Consider the following 16,263-nt stretch of genomic DNA (forward strand, 5'->3'; position numbering starts at 1 on the left):
AGGAGAACTGATCGATGCGCGCCCTTTTCCGTACCATACCCGTAGCATGCCCGTTCCTGACCGCAGGAGCGCAGTCGACCAGGGCTTTCACGCCCTGATTGACGCCGCCAGAATTTGCGGCCGAAGAACATGGGGCGGCCATAATGACCTCCAGGAAAGACGAACAGGAGGGCGAAGGGCCGATGATGGCGCGAACGCTGGGAGCCGGAGGACTCACGACCTCTCCGATGGGGCTCGGTTGCATGGGAATGTCCCAGGATTACGGCCCGGCCGATGACGACACGTCCATCGCAACCATCCAACGCGCCCTGGATCTCGGGGTCACCCTGATTGACACGTCCATGAGTTACGGTGCCGGGAACAACGAGAGGCTGGTGGGACGCGCCATCGCCGGACGACGTGACGAGGTGGTCCTGGCCACCAAGTTCGGCATCAGGCGTGACCGACCGGGGGAACCGGCACGGCTCGACGCGCGTCCCGAGAACATCCGTGGTTTCTGTGACGCCTCCCTGTCCCGGCTGGGCGTCGACCACATCGACCTGTATTACCTGCACCGGGTCGATCCCGAGGTGCCGGTCGAGGAGAGCGTCGGCGCGATGGCCGAGTTGGTCGCCGCCGGTAAGGTCCGCTATCTCGGCCTCTCCGAGATGGAGGTCACGGAACTGGAGCGCGGTGCTGCGGTGCATCCCATCGCCGCCGTGCAGTACGAGTGGTCGCTGTGGTGGCGCGAGGTCGAGGACGACGTCGTCCCGGCGGCGCGGAGGCTGGGTATCGGACTGGTGCCGTTCAGTCCGCTCGGACGGGGCTTCCTCACCGGTTCCCTGACACCCGACATGTTCTCCTCCGACGACGACCGGCTTCCAGACCAGCGCTTCCACGACGAGCACCTGGAGCGGAACCTCGCGCTGGTGCGGGAGCTGAAGAGCCTGGCGGCCGAGTACGGCGTCACTCCGGCGCAGCTCGCGCTCAGCTGGCTGCTCGCCCAGGGCGATGACGTCGTGCCCATCCCGGGTACCAGGTACCCGGATCGGCTCGCGGACAACGTCGGGGCCGTCAAGGTCTCGCTGTCGGCGGCCGACCTGGCACGGGTGGAGAGGGTCGCACCACGCGGGGCGTGGTCGGGGGACCGGCACTCGTTCGCCGTCCCGCGCACCAGCCGAGCCTGAGGGCGACCCGACGTGGACGGCCCAGGGCACTCCGGCTTCCGGCCCTCCCGGTTAGCCGAGCGTGTCGAGTACTGGCGAGGGCTGCTCGACGGCGTGCCCCCCGCCCTGGACCTGGCCACCGACCGCGTCCGGTCCGCCGAGCCGGGCCGGCCCCGGGGTCGGCACCAGTTTCGGGTGGGCGGCCGGCTACGCGATCGACTTGACCGCATCGCACTCGACGAGCGGTCAAGCTTGCACACGGTGTTACTGGCCGCGTTCACCGTGTTGCTCGCCCGACACACCGGGCAGACCGACCTCGTCATCGGCACCCTGATCGAAGAGGCGGGCGGCAGGTCGTCCGAGTCGGGCCCCACCGATGCCGGGAGTTTCGTACCGGTTCGCATGGATCTCTCCGACGACCCGTCGTTCGCGGCAGCCGTCCGGCTGACCGCCGACGCCGTGCACGACGCGGGAGAGCACAAGGTGCCGCTGGACGTCCTCGTCGATGCGCTGTGGCCGGAACGCGACCCCAGTCTGCACCCGATCTTCCAGGTCGTGTTGGCGCTGCGGTCGGCCGGGACGACGCCGGGCGCGCCGTCGGCGGGCGGCGCGGAGCCGGTGGTCGCCCGCCCCGCCGCCCGACGCGGCGTCGACCTGCACCCGACCCCGGAGGCGGACCCGACCGGGGGTGCGCCTCCGCAGGTCGCGGAGTTCGACCTGGCTCTGCTGATCGACGAGGACGCCGACGGCCTGGGTGCTGTTCTCCGCTACCGCACCGACCTGTTCGACCACGACACCATGGTGCGCGTCGCCGGCCACTTCGGCACCCTGTTGGCGGGTGTCGCCGACGACCATCGGAAGGCCATCTCGGAGCTGCCGCTGTTGACCCGGGAGGAGTACCACCGGCAGGTCGTGGCGTACAACGCCACCACGAAGCGGACACCGGGTCGGAGCGTCGCGGAACTGGTGGCGGACCGGGCCGCCGCCGTTCCGGACGTGGTCGCTGTCGTCGACGGGCAGCGGTCGATCACCTATCGCGAACTCGACGAGCGGGCCGGTCTTCTGGCCGACGAACTCCGTCGCCTTGGCGTCGGCCCGGAGGTCGCCGTCGCCATCAGTCTCCCTCGGACACCGGATCTGGTCGTCGCGATGCTCGGGGTGCTGAGGACGGGCGGGGCGTATGTGCCACTGGACCCCGACCACCCGGCGGAACGCGTGAAGTACATGCTCCAGGACAGCGGCGCCGCTGTGCTGGTCACCATGGGTGACACCGGACAGCGGTCGGCTGGCAGCGCGGCGTGCCGGCTGCACCGTCTCGACCGGCACGCACCCCGGCGCGGTGATACCCGGGCCGACGACCGGCCAGTGACCGTGGTACGGCCCGACAACCTCGCCTATGTCATCTACACCTCCGGGTCGACCGGCCGACCGAAAGGGGTGGCCGTATCGCAGGCCGGGCTGAGCAACCTCGTCTCGTGGCATCTCGACCGCTATCAGCTCGGCCCCGGCGACCACACCGGACAGGTCGCGTCGATCGGGTTCGACGCGTCCGGCTGGGAGATCTGGCCGGCGCTCGTCGCGGGCGCGACGATCCACATCGCGGGCGACGAGGAACGCCTGCGGCCGGATCGGCTGCCCGCCTGGTTGGTCGAGCAGGGGATCACCGTGACCTTCCTGCCCACGCCGTTGGCCGAGGAGGTGCTCCGACTGCCCCTGCCGGTCGGCGCGCCGCTCCGAACCCTGCTCACCGGAGGTGACCGGCTCCGCGGTCGACCGCACGGCGACGCCCGTTACACCCTGGTGAACCACTACGGGCCGACAGAGGCGAGTGTGGTGGCGACAGCAACGCCCGTCGAAGCGGCCGGTCCGGCCAGCCGGCTACCCACCATCGGCCGACCGATCGACAACACCCGCGCTTACGTGCTGGACGGTGACCTGCGACCAGTGCCCGTCGGTGTCATCGGCGAACTGTACCTGGCAGGCGTCGGGCTGGCCCGGGGATACTGGCGGCGGCCGGCCCTCACCGCCGAACGATTCGTTCCCGACCCCTTCGCCGCGCAGCCGGGCGGTCGCCTCTACCGTACGGGCGACCTCGTCCGGCTCGGCCCCGACGGCGAGCTCGAGTTCGTCCGGCGTGCCGACACCCAGGTGCAGATCCGTGGCCTCCGGGTCGAGCCCGGTGAGATCGAGGCCCGGCTCCGGGCGCATCCGGCCGTACGCGAGGCGGTCGTTGCCGTCCGGGAGGACACGCCCGGGGAGATTCGCCTCGTCGGCTACTTCACCCCGGTCGCCGACCAGCCGACCGACGTGGAAGCGCTGCAAGCCTTCCTCTCGCGTCACCTGCCCGCGTACATGGTGCCGGCGGTACTCGTGCCGCTGGACGACCTACCGCTCGGCCCGAACGGAAAGATCGACCTTGCCGGTCTTCCCGAACCGGGGGCGATCTCCGGCGGGGCGGACCCGCACGGTCCACGGGACGCGGTCGAGGATGTCGTCGCCTGGATCTGGGCCGAGGTGCTCGACCTGCGACCGGACGAAATCGACGTACACCGTAGCTTCGTCGCGCTCGGCGGCCACTCCCTGCTCGCACATCAGGTGATCACACGGGTCAATGCGACTTTCGACCTGGACCTGAGCGTGCAGACCCTCTTCCGGGCGCCGACGGTGGCGGCTTTCGCCGCCGCGATCCAAACCACCGATGACGGCGCCCGGATCGCGGCCGTCGCCGGGCTTGCTCGGCGGATCGGGGAACTCTCTGACGAGGAGGTCGAGCGGTTGCTCGCGGAGCAGGTGGAAGGACAGCCGTCATCAGCCAGCGAGCCGGTGGCAGCGGTACCGGAGAAGAAGTTCGTGGCGGTGACCGAAGAAGGGCGGGCGGATCATGGAGACTAGTCGTCGACTCCCCGGCTTCGCTCGAGTAGTCGTCATCGGCGGTGGGGTGACCGGCATAAGTACGGCATACCACCTGGCCGCCGCCGGTGTCACCGACGTGGTGCTCGTCGAACGGGGTGCTCTCGGCTCGGGTTCCACCGGCAGGGCGGCGGGCGGCGTACGGACGCAGTTCTCCGACCGGGCCAACATAGAGATGGCCGTACGGAGCCTGAACACGTACCGCCAGTTCGGTGAGCGGTTCGGCCAGGATATCGATCTTCGCCAGACCGGTTACCTGTTCCTGCTCGACTCCGCGGCCACGGTCAGCGCTTTCGAGCGCAACGTCGCCCTGCAGAACGAACTCGGCCTGCCCAGCAGGATGATCTCGGTGGCGGAGGCGAAGCGCCTGACGCCGCTGATCGACACTGACGGGCTCGTTGCCGCGGCGTACTCACCGACCGACGGATACTGCACCCCGGAGTCCGTCGTCCTCGGCTTCGCCGGAGCGGCCCGACGGCACGGCGCGCGGCTGCTGACCCACTGCGCGGCCACTGGAATCGACATCAACGCGGACCGCATCGTCGGGGTACGCACGGAAGGCGGCCGGATCGAGACCGACACGGTCATCTGCGCGGCCGGTGCCTGGTCGCGCCAGATCGGCGAGTGGACGAGCACCGAGCTGGCGGTCACTCCGTTACGGCGGCAGCTCCTGGTCACCGAGCCGATGGCCGATCTTCCGCCGGACCTGCCGTTCACCATCGACTTCGGCACCAGCTTCTACCTTCGGAACGAAGGCGCGGGGCTGCTGCTCGGGGCGTCGGACCTGGGTGAGACACCGGGCTACCACCTTGGTCCGACGGAGGACTGGCTGTCACAGATCAGCCACGCCGTTCAACATCGTGCCCCCAGGCTGGCGGAATCCGGCGTTGCACATCATTGGGCGGGTCTCTACGAGATGACGCCCGACCACAACGCGCTGATCGGCGAGGCCGATGGTCCGAGCCGGTTCCTCTACGCGGGCGGCTTCTCCGGCCACGGTTTCATGATGGCCCCGGCAGTTGGTGAGATCATGCGCGACCTGTTCCTCGGCCGGCCGCCATTCATCGACGTCAGCCAGTTCCACGCACGGCGGTTCCAGCACGCCGCGCCCCACCCGGAGTTGAACATCGTCTGACCATCGGTGTGGGACGTCGAAGGTGAGACCGGCACCTCGTCGGCGGGGCGATGGGCCATCTCCGCGCCTCGGCCGAGGCCAGCGACCCGAACTGGGCTTCGATCGGGTTGGCCCAGGAGGCGTAGGACGTGGGTCCCCGCTCACCTTGCCATGGAGGCTCGAGGGCCGGGTGCGTGGGTCACGGTCCGGAGACGGCGGCCAGGTCGGTGACCAGGGTCGCGGCGGCCTGGGCGGGCGGAGCGAGGGCGGCGACGTCGTCAGCGAGCCGCCGGGCCGCGACCCGATACGCGGGGTCGTCGTGGACGGCCGCGACAGCGTCGGCCAGGTCGCCCTCGCCCAGGCGTTGCCAGCCGACCAGGCGACCGCCGATCTGCTCGACCCGGTCGGCGTTGAAGTCCTGGTCCACGTTGTAGGGCAGCACGACAGTGGGCAGCGCGTGGGCGAACGCGGTGGTCAGCGAGCCGAACCCGCCGTGGCAGATCATCATGGTGCACGCGGCGGCGAGCGCGGCCAGGTCGGTGAAGCCGACCACCTCGACGTGGCCGGGCGCGGTCGCGGTGACCTCATCGTGCCGGTCACCGGCCGCCAGGACGCAGGGCACGGGCAGCCGGGCCAGGTCGTCCATGATCCGGGCCAGCAGGTTCTCGGAGGTCAACAGTGTCCCCATGGTGACCAGGGCGCGGGGACGGTCAGCCGGCGTACCGGCCGGGCGGCGGACCCGGTCGACCAGCCCGTGGTACGAGGAGCGGGAATCAGGCGGGGAGCATGGTGTTGGCGGCGAGCAGCAGACGCCAGCGCCCCTGCTCGTAGGTGAACGTCTGCGCGGTGACGAAGTGCTGGTCGAGCCCGATGGCCGGGGCGGTGAAACGGGAGTCCAACACCAGCAGGGGTCTGTTGCGTTGGGCGAGAGCATGATCGATTTCGGCTTGGCCGGTGTGGTCTGCTAAGCCGGTGAGGTCGTCGTCTCGTGTCCGGTCTTGGTCCCCGCCGTCGTCGGCGTTCGTCGGGTTCCGGTTCCCGCCCGAGGTGATCGTCCTGGCGGTCCGTTGGTACCTGCGGTTCAACCTCTCCTACCGAGACGTGGAGGAGCTTCTGGTCGAGCGCGGTGTCGAGGTGGACCACGTCACGGTCTACCGGTGGGTGCAGCGGTTCACCCCGCTGCTGGCAGACGCCGCCCGGTTCGCCCGCCACTGTCCTGGTGACCGTTGGTTCGTGGACGAGACCTACGTCAAAGTCAACGGTGTCTGGAAGTACGTCTACCGGGCCGTCGACCAGCATGGTCAGGTCATCGACGTGCTCGTATCGGCACGTCGGGACGCCGCCGCGGCCCGACGGTTCCTCCACCGGGCGCTGACCACGCTGAAGGTCACGCCCAGCGAGGTCGTGACCGACGCCGCGCCCGCCTACGTTAGGGTGTTGGAGGACCTGATCCCGTCGGCGTGGCACCACGTCGAGCGGCATGCCAACAATCCGACCGAGGCTGATCACAGCCAGCTCAAGCACCGGCTCAGACCGATGCGCGGGCTCCGCACCGACCGCACCGCCCAGACGATTCCCGACACCTGGCGACTCGACGGCGCGCTGATCTACCAGCCGGCGCAGAACGACGCGCAATCCGTCTGGTGGATCTTCGGGGCGGACGGCGGCTTCAGCGGCTGGTACGTCAACCTCGAGCGGCGCGTCCACGACGGTGCCGACATCGACGTGTTCGACGCCGAACTCGACCTGCTCGTCACCCCCGACCACCAGTGGCGCTGGAAGGACGAGGAGTCGTTCGCGCAGAAGACCGGTCATCCGAGGTTCTGGTCGACGGCGGAGGCCGTCGCGATCCGGGAGCGGGGGTTACGGCTCGCCCGTCTCGCGGAAACGCGCTCCTTCCCCTTCGACGGCACCTGGTGCGACTTTCGGCCCGATCCCGCCTGGGAACCGCCGCCCCTACCCGCGTCGGACGGGGCGTACCGGGGGGAGCACGTAGGGACGGCACGGCACTAACTTGATCTTTAACCTGTGCGGCGCGGCCGGGGATTTGGTCGAATTCTTCTTCGAAGAGGTTGTCTTCCCGGTCGCGCTGCTGGTGACGATGTGGACGTCATAGCGGCGGGTGGGATGGCGGTTGGATCGTCCTGGGCGGCCGGGTCCTGGTCCGCATCGGTGTGCGCGGACCCGATGACGCTTCTATGTTCGTCAAGTCGCGGGCGCGAGTGCGTTGATCCTGGTCAGGATTCTGAAGATCTTGCGGGTGAGGTATCGCTTGAGCTGGCGGCGGATCTCGCGTGAGGTGTTACCTTCCCGGGTGCGTTTCTGCATGTATGAACGCGTCTCGGCGTGGTCGCGCATACGGACCATGGTGGCGATGTGCAGGGCCTTGTTCAGCCGCCGGTCGCCGCCGCGGTCGAGCCGGTAACGGTCCGGCTGGTTCCCCGAAGATGCGGGGATCGGCGCGGTCCCTGCCAGGCGGGCGAACGCGGCCTCGGAAGGCACTCGTCGCGGATAGGACCAAGCCGCGAGGATCACCGCAGCGGTGTAGGACCCGACGCCGGGCATGTCGAGAAGTTCAGGTGATGCCCGCAGCCCCGACGGTGGCCCTCGGGCATCTGCGCTACCCCAAGCCGAATATGGCCCTGCTACGCACCCTTCTGGGCCATGGCATCGAAACAAGCTTCTTCCCGAAGTCGCGGCTGTGGGACTTCGCGACCCGCCTAAAAAACCCGAAAGCGCTTGGAGTGGCACAGTGATCTATGACGTTGTCGTCAATGACGAAGGCCAGTACTCGACTTGGCCGGCGGACAGGGAGCTGCCCGAGGGCTGGAAGCCGACCGGATTCCGGGGCGGCAAGGAGGAATGCCTGCGCCATATCGAGCAGGTGTGGACCGACCTGAAGCCGCTGTCGCTGCGCGGGCTCATCGAATCGGAGACCAACTCGCTCAGGACGGCGCACTTGACGCTCCGGGAGCTGACGCCCGCTGAGGTGGCGGTACTTCTCGACGGGAACGCCACCTCTGATGACTGGGTCGCCGACTACCCGCTGCCCGGCAGCAAGAACGCCGCCACTGGTTTCGGGCGCCGAAACGCCGACCAAATGAGGTACGGGTTCGGCATGTATCACCTCGTCCGCGACTCGGACGGCCTTGTGATCGGCGAGATGGGCTTCCACCAGCCGCCGAACGGCGGCGCCGTCGAAGTCGGATTCGGCCTCGCTGAGTCCTGCCGTGGTGCGGGCTACGCCACCGAGGCCCTGGCCGAGCTCGTCCGCTGGGCCTTCTCCCAGACGGGGGTCGACCAGGTCGTGGCTCGCACGCTGGACTCCAACATGCCTGCCCAGGGCGTGCTGACCCGGACGGGCTTCAAACACGTCTCCCGTGACGGGGACTTCGAGCGCTTCATCCTCGTCGCGGCAGATCTCGCGCCCTTCTCCGAGCCCTTCGACCTCGACGACGAGGGCCGCGCCGTGGTCGCCGAGGTGAGCGAGGCACGCCTGTCGGGCGAGCGGCGCCATGAGCTGGTCTTTGTGCCCGGGACCGACCCGCTGATCCGGTCGATCTCCGAGCCGGGCTGACTGGCTTTGGGTCCGGAGGCTGTTGCCACGGACGACAGGATTAGATGGGCTGGAGTGGTCTGCGGGCGCATCCGGCTTCCTACACGACAACTCGGAGCCGACAAACCGTCACAGCCCCACGATTCGGCCAAGCCGGTGATCTCGGGGGTGCTCCGTGGGTGCTCGGACGTCGGGGTACTGACACGGACGTACAGGGATGCAGCCGGATTTGAGGGTCGCAGCGAGGGCGTCCGGCAGTTCGGAAAGTGCGAATATATGAGGGCTGTCGGGCGCGGACCTGCGGGGATTCAGCGGGACGCGGAGGGACTGGGCTAGACGCGGCCGGATAGATTTCCTGATAGAGCAAGAATCGGAGGGGATCCGATTCCACTTCGGACAATGGATCAGAAGGTTAGGGGTTCGAATCCCTTCGGGCGCGCAAGATCGTAAGGCGCTTGACCTGCAAGAACAGGGGTCAGGCGCCTTTGCTTTGTCGTCCCTGGTGGACGGCTGGGTGCTCCGTGGGTGCTCGTGCGACGCGCATCCCCTCCGTCCCGGCGGTAGCCCGTCCTAGTACCAATGGGTTTTGATCATGGTTCCCCCTCTCGGCCTACGAGCCCAGAAACGAGACGGCGAGGCCGGCCGGGCTCCTTGGTCGGGTGTCGCGGCGCTGGCGGTACGTCTTCGTCAATCTCTCCGGCTTGCGGGCGCCGGTATGTCCCTGTCGCTGACATCCGTTAATGTCAACGTTGCGGGTGCCGAAAACCTCGTCCGTCCTGCGCAGGGATCGCCTTGATCACGAGGATGAGGTCACGGATGCGCTGACGAGCGCTCTCCTGGACGCGTCGGTATCGACGTCTGCGCACTGCGCGAAGATGACCAGTTGTGCTCCCTCAACTGGCCGGGAGTTTCCTCTGGCTCGACTGGCTCTACTCTGTGACGTCCTCGCCATACTCGTGGCCCGGTCATACGCTCACAGCGCGGCGGCTGTCCTCCGGTCCATTGTGTCCACACAACTCAGTGGGTCTACCCGGGGGCGGCCGCCGTTTCCACGACCGAAACGGACACCTCGACCCCCTTCGCTGTCACACAACGTCACATCGATGGCTGCGGGTCGCTAATCGGCAGACCCTTTTGGGAAGTCCTCCCGTGTTCGTGGCACACCTTTTCCATGATCACCAGAGCTGCTTCGGTCCGCACCAGGCGCCGCGGGGCGACGTCGAGTTGCCGCCGCAGCCGGGCCAGCTCGACCTGGTCGGCGTTCGGCCGGCCCACCACCGCGCTGGCCGTGCGGCCCCGCAGCAGCCCGGCGTCGCGGGTCCGACGCCGATCACTGATCAACGACGAGTACAGGCCGTTCTCCCGCAGGAACCCGTTGCCGCCACCGACGTGCACCGCGGCTTCATACGCAGCGAGTAGCCGCACTTTCTCCGCCGGGCTGAACGTCCGCCGGCGGGTCGGTCCGATCTCGGTGTCTTGGCCATGACCTCATCGTCCCCGACCATCGGTCTGGACATGCTGATCGTCATCTGGGTTGGTCCGTCCTCGCCCCGGGAGGGCCTTCGATTGTGAACCGCTGGTCTCACTCAACCCTGACACCCAGGGGCCCGCACAGTGTTTCCGGCCGGGCCTCACGCCGCACGGCGCGTCGGACGAACGGTATGCAGGTCACTACGGCGATCAGCCCGGCGGCCCCGGTAGCGGCGACCAGCGCGCGGGGGTCGAACCAGTCGACGAGCACGCCTCCCAGTAGGAAACCTGCCATTCCGGCTCCCTGGACGGCGGCGCCTAGTACGGCAAAGGCACGGCCTCGTGCTTGGGCAGGCACCCGGCCGGCCATGACGACCATGGTGAAGACGTTCAACCCGCCGTTGCAGATGCCGCCGAGGAGCCAGAGCGGGATAAGGAGCAAGGCGTCATGCGCTGCGGAGCCGGCGAGGACGGCTACGCAGGCACCCGCAAGCAGGAGCAGGACGCCTTGGACGAGTTGGCCTGGATCGGTGAACCGGCGGCCTAGCCGGCCGAACAAGACTGCGCCTAGGAGCATGCCAGCGCTCCACGCAGCACTGACCAGGCCGTATGCAGTTGTAGAGGCGGCGAGTGTGTCCCGGATAAAGAAGACATCAATGACGTTGATCGCTCCGATGGCACTGACGACGACGGCCAACGCCGCGATCATCACAGCTAGTAGCCGGTCCCCGCGTATTTTCCACATGCGGCCGGCGGTGATTGCGGATGGCGCGGCTATAGAGGTTTCGTTGTGTGGACTCCCGGAGTTTCTCCGAGTTCGTAGCAACATGCCAGCCACGACCAGCGAGAGGTAGCTGGCGGCGTCGAGCAGCAGGGGCAACCGGGTGCCGAACTCGCCGACCAGAATCCCCGCGACTGCGGGAGCCACCAGCATGCCGATCATGCCGGCACTCTGGTTGATGCTGCTGGCCTTGGCTAACTCGTCCTTACGCACCATATCTGGTAGTAGAGCGGTCAATGTCGGTTGTGTGACCGAGAGTCCGCACGCCAGTAGCGCCACCAATACGACGATCAAGACCGGCTGGCGGGCAAAGGCCAGGCACAGACACACCGCTGCTTGGGCCAAACCCGCGACCACCAGAATCAGGCGGCTGTCGACCCTGTCGGCGATTCGGCCAGCGACCGGGGCGAGGAGTACCAACGGCAGGCTCGCCGCCAGGAGGAGGCTGGCGACGGCCTTGCCGCCGGCCCCGCTCTGCTGGAACGCGAGTGCGAGCACGGTGGCAGCGAGGAAGTCCCCGCAGGTCGAGATAGCCCGCGCGGCGGAGGCTAGGTAGACATCACCCCAGCGATTTGTGAAGGACATACTTCGAAGATATTCCTTCACATCGTGTAGGCGCAAGAGCGACCGCTAGTCGACGGGGAAGGCTGCGTAGTGCACAGCCACCGTCCGCGCCCCCTCGGGCGGGTCTGCCAGACGAGAGCGGCGCCGGTACGGGGAAAGCACCTCTCGCACCGCCGCATTGACCTCGCGGAGTTCATCTGCGGTGAGCAGGAGAACCTGACCGGTGAGTTCGCTCACCTCCCGCCACTGCGTCGGCGCGTCCGGTTGCGCCACGAACCAGTTCCGAATTCGAGCGAAATCGCGGGCCAGGTACACGTCGATCAACCCCTGCTCGGCCGCCCGCGCCTCCGGCTCCTTGAGGTCACCCCCGACGCTCCAGCCCTGCGATGTGCTGTGCCAGACACGTTCCCGGGCGTCACCGCGGCTGGGCGCTTGCTCGATCAGCCCGTATCTGGCCAACTCACGCAGGTGATAGCTGGTCGCGCTCGGCGACAGTCCAACGAGTGCGGCGCATTCGGTGGCGGTCACCCCCTCACCCGTGCTCCCGAGGTATTCCATGATCTCCATCCGCGCCGGATGAGCCATCGCTCGCATGACCTGCGGATTGGTGATTTTCCTGGTGGTCGACGCCGGACGCTCTTCAGCCATACCCCGTATGATCCCGCACCGTTCTGCTTGCGGCGCCATCGCCATTGCGCGCGGACGGCACGCGACTGTGGTGTCAACGCCGGCTGAAATTTCAGCCGGCGTTGACAGTGTTGGGCCAGGTCGTCGTCGGGTGGTTGAGGTAGGCGGCCAGCCGGATCAGGACGGGTTCGGCGAGTGGGATCCCGGCAGACCTGGCGTTCGTCGATGGGACGTGCTGGCGGCAGTACAAGCAGGTGCCGTAGGTGTTCCTGGTTCGCCAGTTGACGCAGCCCCAGCACAGGTACTTGGTGTGCCGGGTGACGCCCCAACCAAGGCAGTGCTTGCAGGAGGTGACGTACTGCGGCGCGGCCGGGTGGCAGCGGTCGCAGAGTCCGGCCGAGTAGTAGCCGTCGGTCGTGGCGCAGGCTCGGCAGGGCGGCGGGGTGAACGGCCCGCCGGGCAGGCACCGGTAGCAGAAGTCGACGCGCGGGTTGGTGAACGCGACCGGGTTCGTGCGGCAGACCGGACAGGGCTTGGGTGGACTCACGCCGGTGGTGCGGAGCGGCGGCGGCCGGGCCGAGGAGTTACCGCTGCGGTCCGGTTGGCCGTGGTTTCGCCCGACACGGCGCATGACGCCGGCGTCTGGGCGGCGGGTTTACGAGCGGCGACCTTCTCGGGTTCGCAGATCAGCAGATCCGCAGGGGTGCAGTCGAGGACCGTGCAGATGACGTCGAGGTCGTCGAGCCGGATCATGGTTGGAGTGCTTGTCTACAGCGCCGACATCTTCCCGGCGCTGATATCCAGTCCCGCGTCCAGCAGGCGGCGGCGTAGCTCGGTGGACTTCCAGATGCCTTGCTGGGCGGAGTGCAGGCGCAGGTTCCAGCGCATGGAACTACCTCCCTGCTTCCGCGGAGCCGTGCCGGGTGATCAATTCGTAGAGTTCGGCGAGGTGGGTTCCGAGGGCCGGGTCGGGCGTGACGGTCCACGGGCCGTCGAGGTCGGGACGGTGGTTGACGACGTGGACGGCGAAGGCGGCGATCTGGTCGCGGGCGTTTTCGGCCCAGGTCACCTGCTCGCCGACGGCGATGCGGGCGCCGTAGCACAGGTCGATGCGTTCTTGCAGCCATGGCGGGGCGAGATCGGCGCGAAGCGCCGCAGTGCTGGTGTCAGCGGCGGCCAGTACGGCGATCCGTTGAGCCAAAGCACGGTGGCCGTGACGCTGCGCCATGCGCTCGAAGCGGGTCCATTCGCGGCCCATGGAGCCGAGCCGTTCCCCCCACTGCTCGATGAGGACCAGACGCAGCGCGCGGGCCGCGACCCGGAGCAGCCTCGTGGCCTTGACTGCGTCGTCGGTCTGCACCCGGGTCGCCTCGGCCAAGGCGTCGGTGGCCTGCTGCCGCCAGCTGTCGATGCGGGCGGTCACCACCGTGGGGTGGAACCGGGCGGCGCTGATCCACTGGGTGAACGAGACAGTGTGTTCGTCGTCGGGATCGGCGGCGTGCCCGCCGAACGCCTTGTCCAGGCCGTGGAACCAGCGCGGATCGCCCAGGCGGCTCGCGGCCTGCTCGGGACCGGCGGCGACCGCATCGCTGATTTCGGTGGTGGTGAAGGCCAGCCAGCCGACGTCGAGGGTTTGCGCGCGACCGGATGCCGCCCACCAGTCGACGAGCTCCGCGCGGCGCTGGTCGAGCTGCGCTGCCGCCTCCGCAGGATCGGTGGGGTCGTAGATGGGTAGGAGGTCGATGTCCGACATGGGCCAGGGTTCGCCGCGCCCGACGCTGCCGGCGACGATAAGTCCGTGGACGCCTGGCGTCTGCCCGAGCACGGTGACGGCCTCGTGCAGTCTCTGGTCCAGCAGCTGCCTCCACCGATTACTGGGCTTCATCGACGGCAGCTCCTTCTCCTCGTTCGGATGGTCGGACGTCAGCAGGGGCGACGGAGCCGAGCCGGCCGCGCGGACACTCCCCGCGGACACCAGCAGTTCGGGCTCGACACCTCGATCTTGGCGCATGCCGTTACCTTCCATGGGGTTGCAGGCGAGCAGCGACTCGCTCGTTTGCGGCCGCCCAGGCCCGGTCGATGTGGCCATCATGAATATGGATATAACGGGTCGTAGTGGACAGCCATTCGTGGCCGAGCAACTCCTGGATGGCTTTCAGGTCTATACCTCGGGCATACAGCGCGGAGGCGCAGTGGTGGCGCAGCCCGTGCGGCGTGAGTCGTCCTGTCCAGGCAGGAAGCCACCGTTTGACGGCCTGCGCCAAGCCGGAGCGCAACGCGTCGTCGCCGACCCGGGTGCAGCGGCCGGTCAGCCGGTCGTAACGTTCGCTGGGCAGCAGCGGCGCGTCCGGGTCGGTCGGATGTCGCCCTGGTAGCGGTCGATGACGAACTCGTAGAACCGGGCCAACGTCCATGCCTTGCTTTGCACGGTGCTGCGCGCGTTGCCGCGATCGCGCCGCTGGAAGACCAGGAACCAGTCGGCGTCCTGGGGTCCGGCGGTCCACAACGGGCGGCCGAGGAAGCGCAGGAACTCGAACACGGTCGAGCGTTCCTGCGCGATGTGGCCATCGGTCAGCCCAGCGCCCACCGCCGCAAGCGCGTACTGGTCGACCAGTTCCTGCTCGAGCTCCTCCACCGCCCGCGGCGACGGGTTCTTGAACCGCTCAGCGGACCCGATCGAGCGCACCACCGCCAGACCCATGAGCACTCCGCTTCAACGAGATCAACGAAGTCACGAAGATACCCGTCAAGCTTCAGGAATTCCAATGTCTCATCGAGATTTGGTCCGAAGGCAGCGAGATGCCACCTACCAGGAAGAACCTCGCCATCAGCGAAGAAACCCAGAGAGCGAACTCACGGGATGCCCTGCAAGGGGGAAGGAGCCTCCTCGGAAACATGCCGAATAGAGTTTAATAGGGTTTCCTTCTGAATGGCACCGTTAACTATGCCTGCGATTCTTCCGGTTCTATCAATTATCAACGTTGTGGGGGTGTATCCGGCGATCTGCCCCTGAAACCCGAGAGTGGCTTTTCCTGATGGGTCGAAGATGCTCGGATAATTTGACTGAAAAGCTCTCTCGAATGCCTGAGCTTTGTCCCGGCTGTCCCGCACATTAATGCCTAGGAACCTCACGCTCAGCGGCTCAGTTTCCTGCGCGAGCTCATTCAGATCGCGAGCCTCTAGCCTGCACGGAGCGCACCACGAAGCCCAGAAATTAAGAACGATGATATGCCCCTTGTAGTCCTCATAGGAAATATGATCTCCGTCTAAACCCTCGCCGCTGAAAGATGGGGCTGCTACCCGGCTCTGCGCTGAGACTAGAGGTACGCCACCCGCCACTTCGACTGTAGGGGGCGGCTTGCTGCTGCACCCGGCGCTCGCTGCGAGGAGGAGAAGGAGCGTCACCGCTGCACGCGACGTGTTCCGAATGTGGACTCTCACGCGATGACGATACCCTAGCCGGTGTCCTGCGCCGGGAATTCGTTGAAGATATAAGGCGAGCCGGTCGAGGATATCGTCGGCGGTCTTGGTCCAGATGAACGGTTTGGGGTCGTCGTTCCATGCTGCGGTCCAGGCGCGTAGGTCGTTCTCCAGTGCCCGTAGGGAGGTGTGCGTGGCGCGGCGCAGTAGCGTATCGGTCAGCAGCCCGAACCACCGTTCGACCTGGTTGAGCCAGGACGAGTAGGTGGGGTGAGGTGCATGTGGAACTGGGGATGCGCGGCGAGCCAACGCTTCACGGTGGGGTGTTTGTGGGTGCTGTAGTTGTCGCAGGTCAGATGTACGTCGAGGTCGGCGGGGACTTCGTTGTCTAGCTTGGCCAGGAGCTTCTTGAATTCCACAGCCCGGTGTCGGCGATGCACTGAGGTGATCACCTGACCGGTGACCACGGAAGACATTGGCGACCTCGATGTAGCCCGGCCTGGCGGCATGCGCTCGTCACCCACCGCCAGACGGCGCCGGGCCTGCCGTCGAATTCATGCCCCCTTTTACCCCCGAAAACCCCTTCCGGGCATTGATAGTCGGCGACAAGCAATGATCACGAGATGGCGGCGTTCGTGCAGGTCAGTGCAAGAATTCGGTAGCTAATGACAAGTTC

The 16,263-nt window shown here is 67.3% G+C and carries 16 protein-coding genes and 3 pseudogenes; 6 read left to right on the forward strand and 13 right to left on the reverse strand.

Features of this window, described 5'->3' with window-relative positions; all coding sequences use genetic code 11:
- The first annotated feature begins 227 nt into the window (after window positions 1-227).
- The 3 genes from SALPAC4_RS0107050 to SALPAC4_RS0107060 are packed head-to-tail and all read left to right on the forward strand — an operon-like array spanning window position 228 to window position 5,190.
- Window positions 228-1,166, forward strand: coding sequence for an aldo/keto reductase (locus tag SALPAC4_RS0107050; protein ID WP_080640861.1), 939 nt, complete (start codon window positions 228-230; stop codon window positions 1,164-1,166).
- Between the two features lie 12 nt (window positions 1,167-1,178).
- Window positions 1,179-4,037: a non-ribosomal peptide synthetase gene (locus tag SALPAC4_RS0107055; RefSeq protein WP_019869705.1), complete on the forward strand. Its 2,859-nt coding sequence runs from the start codon at window positions 1,179-1,181 to the stop codon at window positions 4,035-4,037.
- The gene (locus SALPAC4_RS0107060; RefSeq protein ID WP_033664990.1) at window positions 4,027-5,190 is read left to right on the forward strand and encodes an NAD(P)/FAD-dependent oxidoreductase; all 1,164 of its coding nucleotides are present in this window, start codon (window positions 4,027-4,029) and stop codon (window positions 5,188-5,190) included. Before SALPAC4_RS0107055 ends, SALPAC4_RS0107060 begins: the two co-directional genes overlap by 11 nt.
- Window positions 5,191-5,368: 178 nt before the next feature.
- Here SALPAC4_RS0107060 and SALPAC4_RS0107065 read toward each other — a convergent pair whose 3' ends face one another.
- Both SALPAC4_RS0107065 and SALPAC4_RS28800 read right to left on the reverse strand, forming a co-directional pair.
- The gene (locus tag SALPAC4_RS0107065; RefSeq protein WP_019869707.1) at window positions 5,369-5,857 is read right to left on the reverse strand and encodes a glycosyltransferase; all 489 of its coding nucleotides are present in this window, start codon (window positions 5,855-5,857) and stop codon (window positions 5,369-5,371) included.
- Between the two features lie 85 nt (window positions 5,858-5,942).
- Window positions 5,943-6,071 carry a hypothetical protein gene (locus SALPAC4_RS28800; protein ID WP_019869708.1) on the reverse strand — a complete coding sequence of 43 codons (129 nt, stop codon included), beginning with the start codon at window positions 6,069-6,071 and terminating at the stop codon, window positions 5,943-5,945.
- Between the two features lie 70 nt (window positions 6,072-6,141).
- On the opposite strand from SALPAC4_RS28800, the pseudogene SALPAC4_RS27905 reads away from it, so the two are divergent.
- Together SALPAC4_RS27905 and SALPAC4_RS28295 are read left to right on the forward strand one after the other, a co-directional pair.
- A pseudogene (locus tag SALPAC4_RS27905) lies at window positions 6,142-6,744 on the forward strand (IS6 family transposase); the annotation flags it as partial.
- 30 nt (window positions 6,745-6,774) lie between these two features.
- Window positions 6,775-7,182, forward strand: a complete 408-nt coding sequence (locus SALPAC4_RS28295) for a DUF402 domain-containing protein (RefSeq protein WP_223874857.1) — start codon at window positions 6,775-6,777, stop codon at window positions 7,180-7,182.
- Between the two features lie 192 nt (window positions 7,183-7,374).
- On the opposite strand, the gene SALPAC4_RS0107085 is transcribed toward SALPAC4_RS28295, so the two are convergent.
- Window positions 7,375-7,734 (reverse strand): transposase, encoded by a 360-nt coding sequence (locus SALPAC4_RS0107085; protein ID WP_019869711.1) that lies wholly within the window; start codon window positions 7,732-7,734, stop codon window positions 7,375-7,377.
- Between the two features lie 136 nt (window positions 7,735-7,870).
- Between SALPAC4_RS0107085 and SALPAC4_RS0107090 the strand changes: the two genes are divergently transcribed.
- Complete coding sequence (locus SALPAC4_RS0107090) at window positions 7,871-8,746, forward strand: GNAT family N-acetyltransferase (protein WP_397537984.1); 876 nt, start codon at window positions 7,871-7,873, stop codon at window positions 8,744-8,746.
- Between the two features lie 1,074 nt (window positions 8,747-9,820).
- On the opposite strand, the gene SALPAC4_RS25140 is transcribed toward SALPAC4_RS0107090, so the two are convergent.
- The 10 genes and pseudogenes from SALPAC4_RS25140 to SALPAC4_RS25155 all read right to left on the reverse strand — a co-directional run.
- Complete coding sequence (locus tag SALPAC4_RS25140) at window positions 9,821-10,150, reverse strand: hypothetical protein (protein WP_019869713.1); 330 nt, start codon at window positions 10,148-10,150, stop codon at window positions 9,821-9,823.
- A 157-nt stretch (window positions 10,151-10,307) separates the two neighbouring features.
- Entirely contained in the window at window positions 10,308-11,561 is a 1,254-nt protein-coding gene (locus SALPAC4_RS0107100; protein WP_019869715.1) for an MFS transporter, read from the reverse strand.
- Window positions 11,562-11,606: 45 nt separating this feature from the next.
- Complete coding sequence (locus SALPAC4_RS0107105; RefSeq protein ID WP_019869716.1) at window positions 11,607-12,188, reverse strand: ArsR/SmtB family transcription factor; 582 nt, start codon at window positions 12,186-12,188, stop codon at window positions 11,607-11,609.
- A gap of 91 nt (window positions 12,189-12,279) precedes the next feature.
- Complete coding sequence (locus SALPAC4_RS25725; protein ID WP_050564972.1) at window positions 12,280-12,714, reverse strand: hypothetical protein; 435 nt, start codon at window positions 12,712-12,714, stop codon at window positions 12,280-12,282.
- A pseudogene (locus SALPAC4_RS28305) lies at window positions 12,711-13,055 on the reverse strand (helix-turn-helix domain-containing protein). The gene SALPAC4_RS25725 and the pseudogene SALPAC4_RS28305 overlap by 4 nt, the downstream one beginning before the upstream one ends.
- Before the next feature lie 4 nt (window positions 13,056-13,059).
- Window positions 13,060-14,256: a nucleotidyltransferase domain-containing protein gene (locus tag SALPAC4_RS0107120; RefSeq protein ID WP_223874711.1), complete on the reverse strand. Its 1,197-nt coding sequence runs from the start codon at window positions 14,254-14,256 to the stop codon at window positions 13,060-13,062.
- A complete protein-coding gene (locus SALPAC4_RS28310) occupies window positions 14,183-14,581 on the reverse strand; it encodes a tyrosine-type recombinase/integrase (RefSeq protein ID WP_223874712.1) in 399 nt (132 codons plus the stop codon). The genes SALPAC4_RS0107120 and SALPAC4_RS28310 overlap by 74 nt, the downstream gene beginning before the upstream one ends.
- A complete protein-coding gene (locus SALPAC4_RS28315) occupies window positions 14,476-14,868 on the reverse strand; it encodes a hypothetical protein (RefSeq protein WP_019869720.1) in 393 nt (130 codons plus the stop codon). The genes SALPAC4_RS28310 and SALPAC4_RS28315 overlap by 106 nt, the downstream gene beginning before the upstream one ends.
- A gap of 152 nt (window positions 14,869-15,020) precedes the next feature.
- Window positions 15,021-15,608 (reverse strand): TlpA family protein disulfide reductase, encoded by a 588-nt coding sequence (locus SALPAC4_RS27715; RefSeq protein ID WP_162562143.1) that lies wholly within the window; start codon window positions 15,606-15,608, stop codon window positions 15,021-15,023.
- Window positions 15,609-15,629: 21 nt separating this feature from the next.
- Window positions 15,630-16,054: pseudogene (locus tag SALPAC4_RS25155) on the reverse strand (transposase); the annotation flags it as partial.
- Window positions 16,055-16,263 lie beyond the last annotated feature (209 nt).

This window comes from Salinispora oceanensis (assembly GCF_000383575.1).
In the GTDB taxonomy this organism is placed as follows: Bacteria; Actinomycetota; Actinomycetes; order Mycobacteriales; family Micromonosporaceae; genus Micromonospora; species Micromonospora oceanensis.